20 protein-coding genes are annotated in these 22,094 nt (G+C 40.1%); 5 read left to right on the top strand and 15 right to left on the bottom strand.

Annotation, left to right across the window (positions count from 1 at the left end):
* Position 1: 1 nt before the first annotated feature.
* From H5088_RS05875 to mraZ, 12 genes are read right to left on the bottom strand one after another with little or no spacing between them, the layout of a single operon-like run.
* Positions 2-922, bottom strand: coding sequence for a D-alanine--D-alanine ligase (locus H5088_RS05875; protein ID WP_058154153.1), 921 nt, complete (start codon positions 920-922; stop codon positions 2-4).
* Complete coding sequence (gene murC / locus H5088_RS05870) at positions 919-2,370, bottom strand: UDP-N-acetylmuramate--L-alanine ligase (RefSeq protein ID WP_039485322.1); 1,452 nt, start codon at positions 2,368-2,370, stop codon at positions 919-921. Before murC ends, H5088_RS05875 begins: the two co-directional genes overlap by 4 nt.
* Complete coding sequence (gene murG / locus H5088_RS05865; protein ID WP_165743108.1) at positions 2,371-3,447, bottom strand: undecaprenyldiphospho-muramoylpentapeptide beta-N-acetylglucosaminyltransferase; 1,077 nt, start codon at positions 3,445-3,447, stop codon at positions 2,371-2,373.
* On the bottom strand, positions 3,444-4,619 hold the full coding sequence (gene ftsW / locus H5088_RS05860) for a cell division protein FtsW (protein WP_182752425.1): 1,176 nt from the start codon (positions 4,617-4,619) through the stop codon (positions 3,444-3,446). Before ftsW ends, murG begins: the two co-directional genes overlap by 4 nt.
* Positions 4,616-5,950, bottom strand: coding sequence for a UDP-N-acetylmuramoyl-L-alanine--D-glutamate ligase (gene murD / locus H5088_RS05855; protein WP_182752424.1), 1,335 nt, complete (start codon positions 5,948-5,950; stop codon positions 4,616-4,618). The genes ftsW and murD overlap by 4 nt, the downstream gene beginning before the upstream one ends.
* Positions 5,951-7,033, bottom strand: a complete 1,083-nt coding sequence (mraY, locus tag H5088_RS05850) for a phospho-N-acetylmuramoyl-pentapeptide-transferase (protein ID WP_154903862.1) — start codon at positions 7,031-7,033, stop codon at positions 5,951-5,953.
* Complete coding sequence (gene murF, locus H5088_RS05845) at positions 7,033-8,415, bottom strand: UDP-N-acetylmuramoyl-tripeptide--D-alanyl-D-alanine ligase (protein ID WP_182711435.1); 1,383 nt, start codon at positions 8,413-8,415, stop codon at positions 7,033-7,035. Before murF ends, mraY begins: the two co-directional genes overlap by 1 nt.
* A complete protein-coding gene (murE, locus tag H5088_RS05840; RefSeq protein WP_182752423.1) occupies positions 8,412-9,890 on the bottom strand; it encodes a UDP-N-acetylmuramoyl-L-alanyl-D-glutamate--2,6-diaminopimelate ligase in 1,479 nt (492 codons plus the stop codon). The genes murF and murE overlap by 4 nt, the downstream gene beginning before the upstream one ends.
* A complete protein-coding gene (locus H5088_RS05835) occupies positions 9,883-11,700 on the bottom strand; it encodes a peptidoglycan glycosyltransferase FtsI (RefSeq protein WP_002957987.1) in 1,818 nt (605 codons plus the stop codon). The genes murE and H5088_RS05835 overlap by 8 nt, the downstream gene beginning before the upstream one ends.
* A complete protein-coding gene (gene ftsL / locus H5088_RS05830; RefSeq protein WP_002957986.1) occupies positions 11,697-12,023 on the bottom strand; it encodes a cell division protein FtsL in 327 nt (108 codons plus the stop codon). The genes H5088_RS05835 and ftsL overlap by 4 nt, the downstream gene beginning before the upstream one ends.
* Positions 12,020-12,958: a 16S rRNA (cytosine(1402)-N(4))-methyltransferase RsmH gene (gene rsmH / locus H5088_RS05825; RefSeq protein WP_024606338.1), complete on the bottom strand. Its 939-nt coding sequence runs from the start codon at positions 12,956-12,958 to the stop codon at positions 12,020-12,022. The genes ftsL and rsmH overlap by 4 nt, the downstream gene beginning before the upstream one ends.
* A gap of 28 nt (positions 12,959-12,986) precedes the next feature.
* Positions 12,987-13,445 carry a division/cell wall cluster transcriptional repressor MraZ gene (gene mraZ, locus H5088_RS05820; protein ID WP_007582904.1) on the bottom strand — a complete coding sequence of 153 codons (459 nt, stop codon included), beginning with the start codon at positions 13,443-13,445 and terminating at the stop codon, positions 12,987-12,989.
* Positions 13,446-13,940: 495 nt separating this feature from the next.
* On the opposite strand from mraZ, the gene H5088_RS05815 reads away from it, so the two are divergent.
* Genes H5088_RS05815 through H5088_RS05805 form a run of 3 tightly spaced genes read left to right on the top strand, consistent with a single transcriptional unit; the run spans position 13,941 to position 14,985 of the window.
* Positions 13,941-14,279, top strand: coding sequence for a DUF883 domain-containing protein (locus H5088_RS05815; RefSeq protein WP_182752422.1), 339 nt, complete (start codon positions 13,941-13,943; stop codon positions 14,277-14,279).
* 6 nt (positions 14,280-14,285) lie between these two features.
* A complete protein-coding gene (locus H5088_RS05810; protein ID WP_024596382.1) occupies positions 14,286-14,741 on the top strand; it encodes a hypothetical protein in 456 nt (151 codons plus the stop codon).
* A 1-nt stretch (position 14,742) separates the two neighbouring features.
* Positions 14,743-14,985, top strand: a complete 243-nt coding sequence (locus H5088_RS05805; protein ID WP_024596383.1) for a hypothetical protein — start codon at positions 14,743-14,745, stop codon at positions 14,983-14,985.
* 3 nt (positions 14,986-14,988) lie between these two features.
* Here the strand turns inward: H5088_RS05805 and H5088_RS05800 are convergent, their stop codons facing one another.
* Positions 14,989-15,963, bottom strand: a complete 975-nt coding sequence (locus H5088_RS05800) for a glutathione S-transferase family protein (RefSeq protein WP_182752421.1) — start codon at positions 15,961-15,963, stop codon at positions 14,989-14,991.
* A gap of 21 nt (positions 15,964-15,984) precedes the next feature.
* Positions 15,985-16,827: a pirin family protein gene (locus H5088_RS05795; protein WP_138488552.1), complete on the bottom strand. Its 843-nt coding sequence runs from the start codon at positions 16,825-16,827 to the stop codon at positions 15,985-15,987.
* Positions 16,828-17,028: 201 nt separating this feature from the next.
* Here H5088_RS05795 and H5088_RS05790 point away from each other — a divergent pair, with 201 nt between their 5' ends.
* On the top strand, positions 17,029-20,133 hold the full coding sequence (locus tag H5088_RS05790) for an EAL domain-containing protein (protein WP_182752420.1): 3,105 nt from the start codon (positions 17,029-17,031) through the stop codon (positions 20,131-20,133).
* Positions 20,134-20,221: 88 nt separating this feature from the next.
* The gene (locus H5088_RS05785) at positions 20,222-21,106 is read left to right on the top strand and encodes a LysR family transcriptional regulator (RefSeq protein WP_182752419.1); all 885 of its coding nucleotides are present in this window, start codon (positions 20,222-20,224) and stop codon (positions 21,104-21,106) included.
* A 3-nt stretch (positions 21,107-21,109) separates the two neighbouring features.
* On the opposite strand, the gene H5088_RS05780 is transcribed toward H5088_RS05785, so the two are convergent.
* A complete protein-coding gene (locus H5088_RS05780; protein WP_182670939.1) occupies positions 21,110-22,063 on the bottom strand; it encodes a YihY/virulence factor BrkB family protein in 954 nt (317 codons plus the stop codon).
* Positions 22,064-22,094 lie beyond the last annotated feature (31 nt).

Genomic DNA, 22,094 nt, shown 5'->3' with positions numbered 1-22,094 from the left:
ATTAAAGCGTTTGCTCTAAAATGCGAACAACTAATTGCTCAAAAGTTGCCCCGTTCGCTTTTGCAGCCATCGGTACTAGTGACTTTTCAGTCATGCCTGGTACTGTATTTACTTCAAGCAGGTAAAAATTCCCTTGCTCGTCTTGCATAGCATCAACACGACCCCAACCACTTGCACCCACTAAATCAAACGCATCTAGCGATATGGCTTGTAAGTACTTAGTATCTTGCTCTGATAAATCTGCAGGGCAATGATACTGGGTTGTATTTGATTGATACTTAGCTTGGTAATCGTAAAAGCCATTAGGTGTCGTCATCTCAATGACTGGTTGTACATCGTCGCCAAGCACCGTGATTGTAAATTCACGACCAGTGATCCACTGCTCTACAAGTACTTGGTTATCAAACTTAAATGCATTAGCTAGTGCATCTTCAAGCTCTTGTGTTGTACTTGCTTGCGCCATACCTATGCTTGAACCTTCATGCGATGGCTTAACCATGACCTTTTTAAATTCATCCATAATGGCTGCAGCATCAAAGCCTTTTTTAGCATCAACTACGGTATAAGGTGCAGTGCTTAAACCCGCTGATTTAAATAAGTGCTTACAACGTACTTTATCCATAGCAAGTGCTGAACCTAGTACATTACTGCCCGTGTAAGGCAAGTCCATAAATTCAAGTGCTCCCTGCACTGTGCCGTCTTCGCCACCACGGCCATGCAAAGCGATAAAAACGCGATCTACATTTAATTCTTTTAACTCCCACAAAGAACGACTTTGTGGGTCAAATGCAATTGCATCAATACCACTATTTTGCAGCGCATTTAAAACAGCCTGACCCGATCGTAAAGACACTTCACGCTCTGCTGAGTTACCACCTAGCAGTACCGCTACTTTACCAAATTGTGTGTTTACCTGAGTCATACTTCACCTTGCTTAAGTTTTTCTATCGACATACCCGTTGCAGCTAATGTTTTAACTAACTGACCTATATTACCAGCGCCTTGGGTTAATACTAAATCATTGTTTTGTAAATTTGCGGCCAAAACACCTGCAAGCTCAGCATTTGTTGCTACGTGTAGCGGCTCTTTGCCACGTTGACGAAGGCTACGACATAAGCTTTTGCTGTCGGCCCCTACAATAGGATCTTCACCAGCGCTATACACATCAAGCAATAGCAACTGATCTACATCAGCAAGTACTTTTACAAAATCTTCGTATAAGTCGCGTGTACGAGAAAATCTATGAGGTTGATATACCATTACTAAACGCTTATCAGGCCAACCTTCACGTACTGCTGCAATTGTTGCTGCAACCTCTGAAGGGTGATGCCCGTAGTCATCAACTAACATCACATTGCCCCGCTCGTTTTCAAATTCACCATAGTGCTGAAAACGACGGCCAATGCCTTCAAACTTCTGCAGCGCTTCTAAAATTGCATGATTCGCAATGTTTTGATCTTTTGCCACAGCAATCGCAGCGGTTGCATTAAGTGCGTTGTGTCTACCTGGCATATTCAACGTGGCAGTTAAACACTCACCTTGCTTGTTAGTTACTGTAAATGTGCACGTATTAGCTGATTGGCTAAAGTCGCTCATGCGATAATCAGCATCCTTCGATTCGCCATACGTAATAACTGGGCGACCAAAGCGCGGGATAAGCTCAGCTGCAACTTCAGAGTCAATACATACAACAGCTAAACCATAAAACGGCAAGTTATGAATGAAATCGACATACGTGTCTTTCATTTTTTCAAGACTGCCGCCATAAGTATCCATGTGATCTTCTTCAATATTTGTGATGACCGAGACCATTGGCTGCAAGTGTAAAAACGACGCATCGCTTTCATCAGCTTCTGCTATTAAAAAATCACTTTTACCTACTTTTGCGTTACTACCTGCGCTATTTAACAAGCCACCAATAATAAAAGTTGGATCGAGCCCTGCTTGTCCATAAATACTTGCAATTAGGCTTGTTGTCGTTGTTTTACCATGCGTTCCCGCAATCGCTATACCGTGGCGAAAACGCATTAGCTCTGCGAGCATTTCTGCGCGGCGCACAACAGGGATTCTTGCGGCTTTAGCTGCAATAATTTCAGGATTTGTTTCATCAATCGCGCTTGAAACAACCACTACATTGGCATCTTTCACGTTATTTTCATGATGGCCAATAAATACCTCAGCACCGGCTTTAATTAAGCGATCTGTCATAGCGCTATGAGCAATGTCAGAACCTGTAATACGGTAGCCTTCAAAAGCGAGTACTTCAGCAATACCGCCCATACCGGCTCCACCAATACCAATAAAGTGAATGGTTTCTATTCGGCGCATTGCTGGGCGCGTGTGTTTTTCTTGTACTGACGTTTCTTTCACTTATTTTCTCTTATTTGTTACTTGCTCACAGTGCGTTGCTACGCTTGCTGTGGCATCTAAAATGGCTTGTTTTTTTGCATTTGTAGCCATTTCAGTAATTAATGAAGGTTGGGCTAAATATGGGCTTAATAGTTCAACAATTGATTGTTTATTAAACTGCCCTTGTGGCATTAATAATGCGCCATTAGCCATCACTAAATATTGTGCGTTTGCTGTTTGATGGTCGTCCACGGCATGTGGAAAAGGAACAAAAACAGCCATTTTACCTGCTGCTGCAATTTCGCTAACAGTTAATGCACCAGCGCGGCAAACAACAATATCAGCCCAGCTATACGCCGCGTCCATATCATCAATAAATTCAGCTATTTTTGTATTACCATCCGCAAAGCCATGCATTTTATAAGCTGTTTCTACAGTAGATAAATGACCTTTACCTGTTTGATGCCATACGCTTATAGGAGCTGTATTATTTAGTACTTTAAATGCTTCTGGTAATGTTTGATTAAGCACTTGTGCACCGAGCGAGCCGCCCACTACTAAAATATTAATAGGGCTTGATACATCGCGTTTGGCTATATTCATAACGCTTTGGCGAACTGGGTTACCTACTAGCTCGGCTTGACCCTGTGCAAAAGCACTTGGAAATGCTGCTAATACACGTGTAGCCACCTTAGCTAGCAGTTTATTGCTCATACCCGCTACAGCGTTTTGCTCGTGAATAATTAACGGAATACCTAAACTCTTTGCGGCAATTCCCGTGGGTCCCGTAACATAACCGCCCATTGCGAGTACTACATCAGGGCGCTGTTCTTTCAATACCTTACGCGCTTGCAATACTGCATTAACTACCATGAATGGGGCTTTAATAAGACGTTTTAATCCGTTACCACGAACACCTTTTACATTAATAAAATCAATATCTATATTATGCTTAGGTACAACGCTTGCTTCCATTCGATCTGGTGTGCCAATCCAGCTAACTTGCCAGCCTTGCTGTTTTAAATAATCAGCCACTGCAATACCAGGAAAAATGTGTCCGCCAGTTCCACCAGCCACTACTACTAATTTTTTACTCATCGCTTGCCTCCACGTGAGGTGGCTTGTTTGGTTGCCATTTTGGTTTCAAAATCAACGCGCAATAAAATGCCCGTGGCAATGGTCATAATTAACAAGCTTGAACCACCATAAGAAATAAATGGCAGGGTTAAACCCTTAGTTGGCAAAATACCTGCGCTCGCACCTACATTCACCATGGTTTGAAATGCAAACCAAATACCAATGGCAAACGAAAAATAGCCTTCGTATTCTTTGCCACACTTAAGCGCTTGTTGACCTATTAATAACGCTCTAAATACTAAAGTAGCTAATACCATTAAAATACTTACAACGCCTATTAAACCAAGTTCTTCACCTATTACAGCAAAAATAAAATCGTTATGCGCTTCAGGTAAATATTGCAGTTTTTGTACACTGTTACCTAAGCCTTGGCCAAACCAACCACCTTGGCTATAAGCCATTAGCGATTGAACCAACTGATAACCTTTACCAAAAGGATCATCCCAAGGGTCTAAAAAGCCGACAACACGCGCCATACGATATGGTTCAACAATAATCAGTAATACAACCAAACCGACGCCAGTTAGAATAAGTACAAAGAACTGCCATAATTTAGCGCCAGCTAAAAACAGTAAACCAACCGTTGTTACAAACATAACAACCACTGTGCCTAAATCAGGTTGCAGCAAAATAAGCAGCGCATACACTGCAAATACAGCTATTGGCTTTGCAAAGCCTTTAATATTTTCTTGTACTTCCTCGCGTTTTCTTACCAAATAACCCGCAATATAACTAAAAAAGTATAATTTAGCGGCCTCAGCCACCTGAAAACCAACAGGTCCAATAGGTATCCATCGTTTAGCACCATTCACTTCACGCCCAACAATCAATACCGCTATTAACAGCACCATGCCTAGTATTAATAAATAAGGGTTGGATCGTTTCCACCAATCCATTGGCACACAAACACTTATCCAAAAAAGCACAAAAGACATTGCCAAAAACATGCTGTGGCGAATAGTAATATGGTATGGGTCATCAAATAACCGCTCAGCGGTCGGCATTGAAGCGCTGGTTACCATGATAAAACCAACACCAATTAACATAATTACGCAGTACAACAGCGGTACATCATACAACTGACCTGAAGGTTTTGGTGTTAATGCATCTTTTATATCGGCAAAAGCAATCATAGTTGCCCTGCCATAACACATTGAATAAAGTCATCACCACGTTGCATATAGTTGTTATACATATCAATGCTGGCACATGCAGGTGCTAACAAAACAATATTGCCTGTACTACTAAGTACGTTGGCCAAAGCAACGGCTTCTTCCATGTTGTTAGTTAAATAGCTCTTATTGGTAATCGCAGCTAAGTCACTTGCATCTTTACCAAAACAAATTAATGCTTTTACATGCTGTTCTATGTAGGGTTTAAGTGCGTTTAAATCAGCGCCTTTAGCATCGCCACCTGCAATAACAATCAGATTTTCACCGTCACTAGCTAAACTATCTATTGCAGAAATGGTCGCTCCAACATTCGTTGCCTTTGAATCGTTAAAATACTTTACACCGTTAAGCTCAGCTACAAATTGGCAGCGATGAGCCAACCCATTAAATTGACCTAACGCGTTCTTATATTGCGCTTTACTTACTTCAAACGGACTTAAAAGCGCCATTACTGCAAGCGTATTTAAATAATTGTGTTTACCCACTACCGCAAGCGTATCAACAGGTAAAAAGGCATCGCCTTTAAGCATAAAATGAGTTTCGCCATTATGCTGCGTTAAATGGTAATCACCTTGTTGAGCACCAAAGCTGATTAGGGGGGTTGTACTGCGCTCAACTGGATGTGTTTGAATATCGTCTGCATTGACAACAATAAGCTCTGCACCGTCATAAATACTTAGCTTTGAGTCTATATAAGCTTGGTAACTGTCGTATCGGTCAAGGTGATCTTCTGACACATTTAATACCGTTGCACTTACAGGTTTTAAACTCGTTGTGGTATCTAGCTGAAAACTAGATAACTCAAGTACATACACATCAAAATCATCGTTGAGTAAATCAAGTACCGCTGTGCCAATATTCCCACCCAAAGCAACTTTATAGCCGGCTTCTTTTAATACTTCATAAGCGAGCGTAACCACGGTTGATTTACCGTTAGAGCCCGTAACAGCAACAACCGGTTTTGTATTAATACGTGCAAACAACTCAACGTCGCCAATCACTTCAACACCTGCGTTAATTGCATTTGCAACAGCTGGTATTTTTAAGCTAAGCCCAGGGCTTATAATAATCATATTGCTTGAACAAAGCTCAGCGTCATCTAAATAACCAAAGTGGGTATCTAGATTTGGCGCATGCTCTTTTAACCAATCAATCCCTGGCGGGGTTACTCGGCTATCAACGACCTTGGGGGCGAGGCCATGAGATAATAGAAAACGCACAATGCCCAGACCGGTTACACCGAGTCCGAGCACTGTTATTTGTTTGTTTTTTATCTCGTTTAAATACTGCATTTATCGAATCTTTAAAGTAGCTAAGCCAGCAAGCACTAGCACAACAGAAATAATCCAAAAGCGCACAATAACGCGAGGCTCTGGCCAACCTTTTAATTCATAATGATGATGAATCGGCGCCATTCTAAAAATGCGTTGTCCGCGTAACTTATACGACCCCACTTGTAATATTACCGATAGTGCTTCCATTACAAATACACCGCCCATAATAATAAGTAGTAACTCTTGGCGTACTAAAACAGCAATAATACCTAATGCGCCACCAAGTGCTAATGAGCCAACATCGCCCATAAATACTTGTGCTGGGTAAGTGTTAAACCATAAAAAGCCAAGCCCTGCGCCCACAATGGCAGTACACACAACTACAAGCTCACTCGCCAGCGGTAAATGTGGAATATGTAAGTAAGCCGAAAAGTTAATATTACCTGTTAAGTAAGCAATAATTGCCAATGCTGCAGCCACCAAAATAATTGGCACAATCGCCAAGCCATCTAGACCATCTGTCAGGTTTACCGCGTTTGATGTACCTACTATCGCAAAGTACGTGAGCACAATATAAAACAAACCTAATTGCGGTAATACGTCTTTAAAAAATGGAACAACAAGAGATGTCTCAGATGCTTGAGCACTGGTAAAGTACAAAGCAGTAGCTACAACTAATGCAATGACCGATTGCCAAAAGTACTTCCACTTAGCAATTAAACCTTTTGGGTCTTTACGAATAACTTTACGGTAATCATCAATAAAGCCAACAATACCTAATGAGCCAATTACAAACAGTGTTGCCCACACATATTTATTTGATAAATCGGCCCAAAGTAGCGTGCTGGTAAAAATAGCCGCTAAAATAAGTAAGCCACCCATAGTCGGTGTACCCGATTTAGACAAATGCGATTGCGGGCCATCGTCGCGAACTGTTTGACCTATTTGCATACGTTGCAAACCACGAATTAACTTAGGCCCCAAATAAAGAGACATAATTAGCGCAGTTAAAATACCTAAAATGGCACGTAGCGTTAAATACGAAAAAACATGAAAACCACTAAAATACTGTGTTAAATACTCTGCCAGCCAAACTAACATTATGATACTCCATTGATGGCTTGTTGCTGGCCATTAACTAAATCGGTTACTAATAATTCCATGCGAGAACTGCGCGATCCTTTCACTACTATTGTTGTTTTTTTATTCACTTTATTAATACTTTCTTGAATTTTTTGCTGCATCTGTTCGCGGCTCGAAAAGTGACGATTAGGGAGTTCAAACACATCACTTGCGTATTTACTTAACACGCCTAATGTAAATAACTCATCAATCCCTTGTTCAAGTGCATACTCGCCAACTTCTTGATGGTACTTACGTGCATCTTCACCAAGCTCACCCATATCTCCGAGTGCTAAAATGCGGTGACCTTGCATATCACTTAACAAGTCAATCGCAGCCTTTACCGACTTAACATTGGCATTATAGGTGTCATCAACCACGGTAAGTAAATCAGACACTTCAATTAAATTAACGCGCCCTTTTACATCACCCATTGTGGCAAGTGCATTGGCTATTTCTTCAAGGGTTACATCAAATTCACTGGTCAGCGCCGCAGCGATAAGTGCATTACTAATATTATGCTTACCAGGTAGTGCCAAAGTAACAGGCACTTGCTTGTTTTTAGTGCAAAGCGTAAAGCTTGCACGTGCATTGGCATCAAGCGTGATGTTCTCTGCCCAAATATCGAGTTTTTCGGTTGTAGAAAAGCGCTTAACATTACGCCCTTCAAGTTTATCTAACCAATACTGGCTAAATTCACTATCGCAATTAACAATGGCAACGCCGTCATCTTTTAGGCCATCAAAAATCTCACCTTTAGCTTTTGCAACGCCCATTAAGCTACCAAAACCTTCCAAGTGAGCTGCTGCAACATTACATACAACGGCCACATCTGGTTTTGTCATTGCCGTTGTGTAAGCAATTTCACCTAAGTGATTTGCACCTAGCTCAATAACAGCAAAACGATGTTGAGGCTCTAAGCGCAATAACGTAAGAGGGACGCCAATATCGTTGTTAAAATTACCTTTAGTAGCTAATACATCACCGTGAACCGACAATATTGCCGCACACATTTCTTTTACGGTGGTTTTGCCTACACTCCCTGTAATTGCAATTGTTTTAGGCGCCACTTGGGCCATAACAGCGGTGCCAATTGTACCTAGTGCAATACGTGTATCGCTTACTATAAATTGTGGAATATCTACATCAACTTTGTGCTGAACAATAACGCCTATAGCGCCTTTTTGTTTAGCCTCAGCTATAAATTTATGGCCATCAAAATTTGGCCCTTTAAGTGCTAAAAACACTTCGCCATCGCACACTGTGCGAGTATCAGTATTTATATTTAGCACGTGTTGATTATCACCTTGATAATCGGCTGTTAGCACATTAGCTAACCAATCAAAATCCATTGGGATCATTGTGTTATCCCTCTTACTGCTTTTTTTAGTTGTTCTTGTACATAACGGCGATCGCAAAAGTCGATGCGCTTATCGCCTATAATTTGATAATCTTCGTGGCCTTTACCTGCAATCAAAATAACATCATCAGCTGTAGCATTTTCTATAGCAAAACGAATTGCAGTTGCTCTATCAGCCTCTAAATGTGCATTTTGAGGATGGGTTAGACCGCCTGCTACATCTGCAATAATGTCATCAGGATTTTCTGTTCGAGGGTTATCGCTGGTAATAATCACTTTATTAGCGTTTTGCTCTGCAGCTTGCGCCATTAATGCGCGCTTACCTTTGTCTCTGTCGCCACCGCAACCAAATACACAACTTACACCACCTGGCACATGCAACTGCAATGCTTGTAATGCAAGTGCAAGTGCATCGGGTGTATGGGCGTAATCAACAACACACGTTGGCATGCCAGCTTGACTAAAAGCTTGCATTCGACCAGCGACTGGCTGTAACTGCGCACAACCAGCAACTAATTGCTCAAGCGGATAACCTAGCCCTAGTAATGTAGCGAGCGCTGCCGTTAAGTTATATAAGTTGAATTCGCCAAACAGAGGCGATTTAATAGAAATATCACCCCAACTTGTCGACAACTGCGCCGAAATACCTTCACTTGAATATTCAACATCAGAAAAATAAACGTATCGGGCATTCTTAGGAGCTAAGTTTTTGCGGCCATAACAAATTAGGTTATTAAAATCATACTTTTCAAGCCATTGCTCAGCTTGAAAGTCATCTTGATTGAGCACTACAACTTGCGGCTCAAAATCACGGAAAAGCATTAATTTCGCATCACCGTAACTTGCCATATCACCATGGTAATCTAAGTGATCGCGCGAAAGATTAGTAAACACAGCCGCTTTAAACTGACATTTAGCAACGCGTTGTTGCACTAACCCATGAGATGATACTTCCATGGCTACCAGCTTTTTATGCTGCGAATTTAAATCGCTCAAAATATGCTGTAAATCAACTGTTGAAGGCGTTGTGTTTATCAGTGGAATTAAGTTATCCGGATGGCCATAACCTAAAGTACCTATAATAGCCGACTCAGTACTACAAAACTGTGCTAAGTGGGCAATCATTGCTGTGGTGGTCGATTTACCATTTGTACCTGTCACACCAATTAAATCAAGAGTCTGACTTGGTTGGCTATAAAAGCGACTAGCTAATTCTGGAAGCTTTTTATCAAGCTCTGAGACTAAATACAGTGGCTCAAAACTGCTTTCAAATTCACATAATCTGTCAGCAATGATAGCTATTGCGCCATTTTCAATTGCTTTATTAATAAATTGTCCGCCATCAAGTGTATGGCCTTTAATAGCAACAAATACATCACCTGGCGTTACTTCACGGCTATCAAGGCGTAAATGCTTAACCAGTTGCGAGGGCGCATCTATTTCGATGTATTTTAAAATATCCTTTAAATCACGCATCGTTATCTTTACCTTGTACGTACGCAACCTCTTCCTTGTCAGGCGCTACGTTTAATATTCTTAATGCGTTAGAGATGATTTCTGCAAATGCAGGGCCAGCGGTGGCACCTCCATAGTACACATCACCACCTGGTTCATTAATCATAACTACCACGGCTAAACGAGGATTACTTGCCGGTGCTACACCTGCAAAGTAACCTACATATTCATCACCATAACCACCTGCTACGGCTTTTTTAGATGTACCTGTTTTACCGGCAGCACGATACCCATCGACTTTTATGTTGCGAGCAGTACCGTCTTTTTCAAATACACTTTCCATCATGTGGACTACGGCTTCTACGTCTTTTTGTTTAAAAATACGTTCGCCTTCAGGTATATTATCTTGCTTTAAAATAGTCAGTGGTCGATTAACTCCACCAGCGCCTAACATGGTATAAAAGCGCGCCATTTGCGCAGTACTTACCGAAATTGCATAACCAAATGATAAAGTGGCAATTTCAAAGTCAGACCAACGACGATTTGGATAAAACAAACCGCTGCTTTCACCTACCATTCCAGTACCGGTGTCACTGCCAAAGCCTACTTTTTGATATAAGCCAACAAGGTAATCTTTAGGCACTAACTGAGTAACCTTCGCAACCCCCATATTTGAGGAGTACTTTAGTATTTCGCGCAGTGTTAGTTCGCCGTGATTACGAGTATCTCTAACTAAACTACCACCTAAACGCATCCAACCTGGGTAGGTATCAATCGTGTCATCTGCCTGAATGGCGCCGTAGTCTAGCCCAGCTAAAATGGCTAGAGGCTTAACAGTTGAGCCTGGTTCAAACAAATCTGTAATTGCGCGATTACGACGCTTATGAGGTGCAGCATCGCTTAAGTTATTTGGATTAAATGAAGGACTATTTACCATTGCCAGCACTTCACCGGTTTTAACATCAACTACCATAGCTGAGCCCGATGTGGCTTTGTAAGTCAGTACAGCTGATTTTACAGCTTTGTAGGCAATAGCTTGAATTCGCTGGTCAATACTTAGTTCTATACTTTCTGGCTCTACGCGCTCACGCTCGTCAAGCACTTCTACTTCACGCCCTTGTGCGTCTTTACGTATAGTGCGGCGGCCTTCCTCGCCCGTTAAAGCGTTTTCGTATAGCTTTTCAATGCCTTCAATGCCTTTACCGTCTATATTAGTAAAACCAATAACATGCGCGGTAACCTCACCGGCGGGGTAATAGCGTTTAGATTCATCTAGTAAATGAATACCTGGTAGGCGTAAATCGCCAATATAATTTGCTACAGCAGGAGTAACTTGGCGCTTTAAATAAACAAAGCGACGCGAGGGATCGTTTAAAAGTCGAGAGTTAATCTTCTTAGGATCAATGCGCAATACATCTGCAAGCTCACGCCAGCGTAAATCGTTTTTATAATAAAGTGCAGTACGCTTATCAAGCTCGGCGGTATTTTCAGCTAAAGATAAATGATCTTCGCCGCTTTTACGTGCTTGTTTAATTACTTTAGAGACAAGCGACTTGTGCAATGCTTTAGGATCAGCATATACACTTACAACAGGCACACTTACCGCTAACTCTTTACCATTACGGTCAAAAATCATCCCGCGTTGCACATGTAGTTTTTCAACGCGCACGGTACGTTTGTCGCTTTCTGAACGTGCTTTATCAGGTTCTATTACTTGTAAATAAGCAGCGCGAGATACGAGTGTTACAAACACCATAAACACAACTGCACACACCAGCATAAAGCGCCATGTGATTAAATTAGTGACTGGTTTTTTGCCTCTATTTCTCATTGTACTATTATTACCTGCTCATCTTGACTCGTAGGTCTTTTCATTTTCAATTGTGATGTAGCTACTTCTTCAATGCGTGCATGTTGCGAATAAAATTCTTCTTCAACAAGTAAGTAGCGCCACTCTAAATCGAGCTCATCGCGTTCTTGTAATAATTGATCTTGCTGTATAAGTTGGCCACGAGCTAAGTGGGTTGTTTGCACAACAGCTAAACTAGAAGCGAATATCACAACCAACAAGGCCGAGGTTAGCTTATTAGCTCCTAGGCCTTTTAATATTTCAAAGAATAAATTAGGTTGCCGATAGCTCGCTTTTTTACTCATCCCAACCTCTGTGCAATCCTAAGTACAGAACTACGAGAACGTGGATTACGCTCTACTTCTGCAGCACTTGGCTTAATAGCTTTACCCACTGCTTTTAACGTCAGATTTTTATTTATTTGTGCATCAGTTAAAGGCAGACCTCTGGGTAATGCTTCTCCCTTACTCTGTTTTCTAATAAACTGTTTTACAATACGGTCTTCTAAAGAATGAAACGAAATCACCACTAAACGTCCGCCTGGCTTTAGCACTTTAACTGCAGACTGAAGCGCAGTTTGAATTTCTTCAAGCTCACTATTAATGTAAATACGAATAGCCTGAAAAGTACGGGTAGCTGGGTGTTTAAACTTATCTTTTACCGGTACAGCTTCATCAACAAGGTCAGCAAGCTGCTTGGTAGTTGTGATTGGCGTGTGCTCACGAACTTCAAGTACTTTGTGTGCAATGCGTTTACCAAACTTTTCTTCGCCCAATTTTTTAATTACGTGGGTAATATCATCCAACTCAGCCTCTGCTAACCACTGTGCTGCACTGCGACCTGTTGTAGGGTCCATACGCATATCGAGTGGGCCGTCTTTCATAAAACTAAAGCCACGCTCAGCGTCATCTAATTGTGGTGACGAAACACCAATGTCTAATAAAATGCCATCGACTTTACCAATTAGATCGTTTTGCTGTGCTACTTCGTATAGGTTTGAAAAGCGAGTATGTGCAATTGCAAAACGTGGGTCATCAGCAAATTTTTCAGCTGATTGTATTGCTTGTGGATCTTGGTCAATTGCTTGCAGGCGACCTTCATCACCAAGGCGTGCTAAAATTTGCCCAGAGTGGCCACCACGTCCAAATGTACCATCCATGTATATACCGTCTGGCTTAATTGCAAGGGCATCGATGGTCTCATCCATTAATACGGATACGTGTTCAAATTGCGCTGTCATTAGCTATTGTGTGCCTTTTTTTGTGCCGTTAGAGTGTAAAATTATCTAAATCTTGGTTAGGTTCAAAATCACCAAGCCTTTCAAGCTCAGTATCTTGCTGCATTTGCTCGTGCCAACGCGCCTCGTCCCAAATTTCAAACTTATTCATCAAACCAACCAGCATGATTTTTTTGCCAAGAGATGCATGGGCACGTAATGACGGCGCAAGCAAAATTCGACCATTTTTATCAAGTTGATACTCTGTAGCGTTACCTAGCAACATACGTTGCATTCGTCGAGCTCGTGGATTCATATTAGATATTTTCGCTAAACGGCTTTCTATTTCGAGCCACTCAGCCAATGGATATAACCATAAACACGGTTCATTTAACGCGACGGTACAAATAACTGTCCCCTGATCTTCAGACAACAGAGATTCTCGGTACTTTGTCGGTACCGCAAAACGCCCCTTATCATCCAAACTCAGTGAACTCGCGCCACGAAACATAAAAAACCTACTTTGAAATTGTTTTATTCAATTTTTTGTTTATTTTATCCAATGAGATCCACTAAAAACCACTTTTTACCACAGTGCTCCAGTTTAGGGCTTGACAAGCCATTTTGTCAAGTAAGCTGACCAGCTTTAGTGAGTCTCAAAGCTAGAAAAAATAAGGGCTCAAGCGAAGCGTTTGAATTACGTGGGAAAAGTGGGATTGAGGTAAAGAAAAATATCAGCTTTGCTTTTATAACTTTCTGTTTACATGCATTGCTTACTGAATAACCAATGAATATTTACAATTTTTAAGGCGTTTTTATCCTCTTTGTAAAATTTACCTAGCCGTGTAGCAATAGTTACTGTTTATTTTAAAATACTAATTATCAAAAATTAAAAAATAAAAACAAAACCTATTAAATTCAGGCAGTTAAAATAAATAAAAAGTTTGGTTTAATCATTGCATCATCTAAATCACTATTTAAAATTTTAACTTATTAAGGATTGATTATGGCTACTGCAACGAATACGAAACCAAATACAACTTCAGATCTTAAGCCTGACGTTAAACTAACAAATACTGAGTCTCCTCTTACAGAGAAAGCAACATCAGCGGCGCACGATGCTGTAGATGCACTTTCTAGCAAAGCTGCAACAGCTGAAAGCAGTGTGCGTAAAGGAGCTTCTAGCTCAGCAGATGCATTGAGCGAAAAACAACTTATTGCACGTAAAAAACTAAGCGAATGTACTGCAAAAACTCGTGCTTTTGCTTCTGAAAATCCATTAGCAACTGCGGGTATTGCTTTTGCTGCGGGTATGTTAATCACATCACTACTTCGTCGTAAGTAATTAGTGATGAATAACCCACAAACAACAGCAACCAAGGATGGTAATGCGCAAGACCAAACTACTGAGCAACATAGCCAAAAGGATGATTGGCAAGATCATGTTGCAATGCTTTTAGAGTATTCTAAGCAGCTCAAGGATGATTACCAAACTCAAGGAAAGATCACCCACCAGCTTGCTAAAGCTGAATGGCGGTTATCGCTTAGATCGCTTGCATTGATCACTATATTTTTAGGATGCTTTGCCAGTGGTTTGGTTTTGTTGTGGGCAGGATTTCTAGGTGCTGTTGGATACGGTGTATACGATGTTTTTGGGTCGGTATGGCTAAGTATAGCAACAGCTACTTTACTACAAGTTGCTTGTTTAATATGGCTTTGGAAAAATACAGTTTACTTAAGCAATAAAATTGGCTTTAGTAAAACACTTAAAAGTTTAAAGCAGCTATTTAACTTACAAGGAAATTAGTATGTTAGTTAACTACTTAATTAAAGCACCTAATGAAAACGTTGATGCTCTAAGTAAGCAAATGGATACGCGCAGTGAATTGAAACGCCAACATCATGCAGCGTTCCAATATAGACTAAAGCGTTTTGCCGTAACCAAAGTTGGGCTTTCAAGTGCCTTTATCGCAGGTGCAGCAGTACAAGCGGGTAAAAGCGAAACCAGCTTCGTAAGAAAATACGGCTGGCTAGTGAACTTGATAGCTTAAGCGCTAAACATTTCTACCGTGATCAGATAAGTAATCAATACTTGGACCACTTGGCACAACTTGTGTTGGGTTGATCATTGTGTGACTAAAATAGTAGTGACGCTTAATATGATAAAAATCAACTGTTTCAGCCACTCCTTTAACTTGATATAGCTCCCTAAGGTATCCACTTAATGAAGGATAGCTTTCAATTGTGCGTAAATTACATTTAAAATGGCCAACGTACACACTATCAAACCGAATGAGTGTAGTGAATAATCGCCAATCTGCCTCGGTGAGCCTATTACCTGTTAAATAACGCTGCTTGCTCAGTATCCCTTCTACTTTATCGAGTGCTTTGAATAAATCGTTAAACGCCTCTTCGTATGCATCTTGAGTTGTTGCGAATCCCGTACGATAAACACCATTATTTATATTTGGATAAATCAACGCATTTAATTCATCAATTTTTGGTTGCAGCGCCTCCGGATAGTAGTCATCGTTATTACCTGTTAACTCATTAAACGCACTATTGAACATACGTATAATATCGGCAGACTCATTACTGACAATTTTATTTAGCTTTTTATCCCACAATACGGGTACTGTAACTCGCCCGGAATACTTAGGATTATTTTTTGTATACACTTGATGTAAGTAGTTACTATTAAATAAAGCATCACCAGTACTGTGGTTTTTCGTATCAAAAGCCCAACCACTATCAAGCATATCAGGGCTAACAACCGACACCGTAATTAAATCTTGCAACCCTTTTAACGCTCTAAATATAAGCGTTCGATGCGCCCAAGGACACGCAAGTGATACATATAAATGATACCTGTTCGCTTGTGCTTTAAATCCGGCCTCGCCCGTTATTCCAGCGCTACCATCAACAGTTACCCAGTGACGTAACTGCGCCGTTTCACGTTCAAACTTACCGTTACTTGAATCTGTGTCGTACCATTTATCTTGCCATTGGCCGTTAACTAATAATCCCATAAAACTCTCCTAAAAATACCGTTATATTTTGCCAAACTCACCGTTTTGATAATCACGTACCGCTTGCTGTACTTCTGCTTGCGTTGTCATTACAAACGGACCCATATGAGCAATTGGCTGATTAAGTGGATCGCCTGCTAAAACCAAAACGCCAGCGCCGTGCTCAGAGCTAATATTAATATCACTGCCTGGTTCTAAAATAAGTAGTTTACCCGCTGGTATTATTTGATTGTCGCTCATTATTAGTGAGCCGCTATGAATATAAAGCATTACTTTTTGTTGGCTAAGAGGCTCTAAATAAGTGCTTTTACCAGCAGGTAATGTAATATCAGCAAGCGCCGCATTAGCAGCTAAACTTTGCAGCTCGCTTGCAAGCGTTTCACTTTCGAACTGCCACGATCCCGCAAGTGCTTTTAACGTCACGCCTTGCGTATTTGTAAAACTAGGAGCTGGGTTTTTAGTCGTATCTTGATAACGTGAATCACGCATTTTTTCTGCGCTTGGCATGTTTATCCAAATTTGAAAGCCATGCAGACCATCTATAGCATCAGCGAGTGGCATTTCACTGTGCATGACGCCGCGCCCTGTGCTCATCCATTGCACATCGCCTGCTTTAATTGCTTCTTTGTTACCCATTTGGTCACGATGCTCAAAGCCACCTTTTAGAATATAAGTAAACGTTTCAATTCCTCGGTGCGGATGCTCTGGAAAGCCTCCCATATAATCTTTTTTGTCGTCTGACTTAAGTTCATCAATCATCAAAAACGGATCTAAATATTTACCATCAAACCCAGGTATACGGCTAATGCTCACGCCATCGCCATCTTGAGTTGCATAAGCTGTAAGTATTTTTGATATTTTCATTTTTTAATTCACTCTAAAGAATAAGTTTATGAGACTATTAAATCATTCATTAAACAAAACAACTATGTCTTTAAATCGAGCTTAAGGTTCTAAAAAATAGAACAACATTGATTCATTGGTTACATTTTCAACCTTATAATTACTATGGTTATTTGGAGTGAATTTGGCTACAATTGTTATTGCAAAATACGAAACTAAGGAATGGTTATTTTTACTTATTCTCTCAAACATCAGCTTTATCGTTTGCTTATATTGCTAAGTATTCCGGGCATAGCTGTAATTATTTTTACCCTGCTGCTTGAACGCCACCACTCTATTGAGCAAAGTGAAAAAAAAGTAGAAAACATTGCTAAGCAATTAATTTTACAACAAAAGCACTTAGTCGATGATATTGACCGTTTAGCGCGTTATTTGGCTAAAGAGGAAAGTAAGAAAGAAAATCTAGCAACGTCATGCCCTAATTATTTTAATCAATTTAGATCTATTTATGCCCATGTTGCCAATATCGGGATTATAGATCCAAATGGCATTGTTATGTGTACAACAAGCGGATTAACCAAAACAATAAGTATTGCAGATCGTGCGTACTTTCAAAATGCCTTAAAAAGTAACCAATTGTCGGTAGGTTATTTTCAGCACGATAGAAACTTGCAAAAAAACACCCTTAACTTTGCGTTGCCTATCATTAATAAAAAAAATGTAATTCAGGGCGTTGTAGTTATCGTTGTTGCGCTTGACTGGTGGAACAATGCTTTTAATAATATTGAACTGCCGGCAGGCTCTATTGCTGCAATCGCTGATTCTAACGGAAAAATTTTAGCGCGTTACCCACCAACAACTGCAGCCCTTGGCGATAATATTGCAAAGACTTTATTAGCAACTGATTCTTCGATTGATAATGAGGCATCAACAAAAATAAAATCTATTGAGGGTGAAGATCGAATGCTTCATCACTCTATTATTTATAAAGATCCGAGTAATAACAGCTTAAATATACATATTGCACTTCCTATTACGCATGCTTTAAAGCAAATAAATAATAATTTTTTTATAGCGATTGGTGTATTTATTTTATCACTGCTAGTGCTATGTTTAATTGCACGTAAGCTGCTTAAAACCAGCATTATCGACCCAATTAATAATCTAACAAATGCAACAAACGTGTTGGCTAAGGGCGAAATGCCGTCACAAAAAACACAGCCAAATAATCCAGAGCTAAATACTCTCTATCAGCGCTTTAAATCAATGGCGCAAACTAGGTTAACCGCCGAGGCTAATTTAAAAAACAAGCACGATGAGCTTACCAGCTTGCTTAATACTCTACCCGACAGTTACGTTAGAATTAACATCCATGGCGATATTCTCAACATAACGGGGCAATTTAAGCCTCAAGTAAACCCAAACAGCACTGCAGTACCTCATTTATCATCAATACTTTCTCACAACAATGTGCAGCTTTTGTTATCGCAGTTATCTAAGCTTGATGTTTCGAGTAATTTAGAATTTACACTCGAAAAATCCAATCCGAAACGCAGCTTTGAAGCGCGTATTAGTGCAATGCAAAGTAAAAATGAATACGTTGTTGTGCTAAGAGATATAACACAACGAAAAATAAATGAAGAAGCACTCCACCTTGCCTCGCTAGTATATAACAACAGTAGTGAAGGCATGGCAATCACCGATCCAGCGGGTATAATATTTGATGTAAACCCTGCGTTTTGCAAAACGACTTTATATAATAAAGAAGAAGTTATTGGGCGATCCTCTTCAATTCTTTCATCAGGAAAACATGATAAGAATTTTTACAATAAAATGTGGTCTGAATTACAGCAAACAGGCCGCTGGCAAGGCGAGGTTATTAACCGTAAAAAGAACGGGCAGCTTTACTCTGAGTGGCTCACAATCGATACGGTTTATGATACAAACAAAGCACCTATTCGTCGAATCGCGATATTCACAGACCTCACTGAGAAAAAACAAGCCGATGAAACAATTTGGCGACAAGCTCACTATGATCACCTAACTGACTTACCAAATCGTTTAGAGTTAAAGGAGCGATTAAATCAACGATTTTCAAACGTTGTTACTCCCGACAATCAATTGGTTGTCATGCTTTTAGATATAGATCACTTTAAAGATATTAATGACACATTAGGCCATCACTATGGTGATAACTTATTAAAACTCGTATCTCAGCGTATAGTCCAGTCGGCAAAAAATGCTGAGTTTGTGGCACGTATTGGTGGTGATGAGTTTGTTATTGTGTTTAATCGTATAAAAAGTACGCGTCATATTAATCAAATTGCCAGTAATATTTTGCTTAGCCTATCGTCGGCTTTGCATCTTGAAAACGAAGAATTATTTATTAGCGCCAGCATGGGCATAGCATGCGCCCCTAATGATGGTGAAAATACTGAACAGCTTTTAAAAGCAGCCGATCAGGCTATGTATAAAGCAAAAAGTAATGGTCGTAACTGTTTTGAGTTTTTCTCTGCTGACATGCGCGAATATGCACACGCACGCATGGTGCTATTAAAAGACTTACGAAGTGCCATAGAACTTGAACAATTTGAGTTGTTTTATCAGCCCATAGTTGCTTTGAATGATTTACATATTTATAAAGCTGAAGCACTTATTCGTTGGCAACATCCCGAAAAAGGCCTAATTAGCCCTGTCGCATTTATTCCTCTTGCTGAAGAAACCAGGCAAATAAATGCAATTGGCCAATTTGTATTTGCTCAAACCCTGCAAACGCTTAACGATATAAAAACCCTTACCAATGATACTTTTCAAATAAGTGTAAACGTGTCGCCAGTGCAGTTATCCACGCCAGAGAGTGGTATAGATGAATGGTACGATATGCTAAAAGCTGCAAGATTACCTGCATCCTCAATTGTGGCAGAAATAACTGAAGGCCTAATGATTAACCCCGAAGCATTAACGCAACGTCGCTTAAAAGAAATAGTAAAATCAGGTATGCAGCTTGCCCTTGATGATTTTGGTACAGGATATTCGTCACTCGCTTACTTACAAGAAATGGATACCGATTATTTAAAAATAGATAAACGTTTTGTTGATAATATCCAAGTAGGCAGTCAAGAACTTGCACTGTGTGAAGCTATAATTGTTATGGCGCATCAACTAGGCTTAAAAGTAATCGCCGAAGGAATTGAAACTGAATTACAAATGCAGCTATTACTTGAAGCCGGATGTGATTACGGACAAGGTTATTTATTTTCAAGACCTTTAAATAAAAGCAGTTTTATGGCACTTCTAGCTGATAAAAAAGTCGCTTTATTAAAATAAATAAAAAAAAAATCACTGTTACGCAATAAATAATGCGTCTGCGCGGTCAAGTTAAGCAATCAGATATAAGTAGTAACAGGATTTAAAAATGGCAAAAGCAACATTAGAGCAATGGCGAATGTTTAAAGCGGTTGTGGATCACGGCGGATTTGCAGGCGCAAGTGCGGCTGTACATAAAAGTCAGTCAACCGTACACCATGCTGTTCAAAAACTTGAAGCCGCCTTGCAAATTAAGTTGCTTGAAGTAAAAGGTCGTAAAGCATTTTTAACCGATAGCGGTAAACTAATTTTACGCAGAGCCGAGTTTTTAATTGAAGAAGCAACTAAAATAGAATCGGTAGCAAGTACACTAAGCGAAGGCGTAGAAAGCACGTTAAAAATAGCTGTTGATGAAGTTTTTCCACACACCATTTTATGCAAGGCACTTGCTAAAACGAGTGAACTTTACCCGCTTTTAAAGATTGATTTAGTAGAAAGCGTGCTAACCGGTGCAAACGAATTATTACATAACTCAGTAGTTGATTTAGCCATTTCATCAATCCCTATCTATGGAATTAGTTGCAGTACGTTATGCGATATAGAGTTTATAGCCGTTGCGCATAAAGACCATGTATTACACCAACAAACTGAACAACTCAACTTTCGCGATTTAAAGCTACACCGGCAAATAGTAGTTCGCGACTCAGCAACACACACAAGTCACAATGATGGCTGGTTAGGTGCTGATATGCGCTGGACAGTCAGCCATTTACGCAACTCTATTGATATGGTTAGTCAAAATTTGGGTTACGCTTGGCTGCCAAAAACACAAATAGCACATTTAATTGAAAATAAAACGCTCATCCCACTTAATTTAGACCAAGGTACAACCCGTACCCTTAATTTATATTTAATGTGCAACGACAACGACAGGCTTGGTCCTGCAGCACAAGAGTTTAAAGAGCAGCTTATAGCTCTCACTAACTTTAGCTAATAGCTATTCGTTTTTTACATCGAGGTGATCTGCCACATAGGCGCCTCGCTGCCCACGCTCTTTAGCTGGGCCTATAGTACTGTCTTTACCTGTTTGCTGCTCAGTAGCTGCATTAATAACAGCACCTAATGTGATTATATAAGCGCTGATATACAACCACATCAACATGATCACTACACCACCTAGTGAGCCGTAAGTTTCGTTGTAACTAGAAAAACGCGACACATAAAAAGAAAAACCTATAGATGCCAAAATCCAAAGTACAGTAGCAATAGACGAACCCATCGTGATCCAACGCCATTTGGCCGGTTTACGATGTGGGGCATAACGATATAAAAGTACCAATGCAAAATTAAAGGTAAAAGCTAATAATGGCCAAGAGATGAGTTTAATTAATAAATCTATACTTTCTTTTAGTCCCACTAAATTAAGTACAATAGGTAAAATACCAATAATTAATAACGCAAAAATTGCGACAACAATCGCCCCTACCGAAAATAAAAAGCGTACTAATTGAGCTTTAAAAAATGAACGCTTTTCATATTCACGATAACTAATATTACACGCAGTAATAAGTGCTTGGCTGCCCTTAGAACTACTCCAAATAGTAAGTATAAGCGTACCGATTGCACTTAAGCTCAAGCTTGCACTTGATGTTTTTGCAAGGCTAGAAACCTGAGATAAAATTAGTTCACTGGTACTTGGTGGGAGCAAAGTAACTATTTTACTTAAATGATCACTAATATCTGCGGGGGATGAAAAGTACGCATACACAGATACCATCGCCGCAATGGCCGGAAAAATAGCAAGTAACGCATAAAATGCCACACCCGCTGCCACTATAGATAAGTTATCTTCACTCATTTGCTTAAAAATGCGCTTAACAATATCCCACCAACCTATAAAAGGGATATGACCAGGCTGCTCAGCTTGCTGTCCTCGTTTAGCTTCTTTCATTCTAAACCTCAATATTTGTATTACATTACTA

The organism is Pseudoalteromonas sp. SR43-3, from assembly GCF_014163875.1.
Classification (GTDB): Bacteria; Pseudomonadota; Gammaproteobacteria; order Enterobacterales; family Alteromonadaceae; genus Pseudoalteromonas; species Pseudoalteromonas distincta.
Note: the sequence above shows the minus strand (reverse complement) of the source record. Positions and strands in the feature narration are given on the sequence as shown.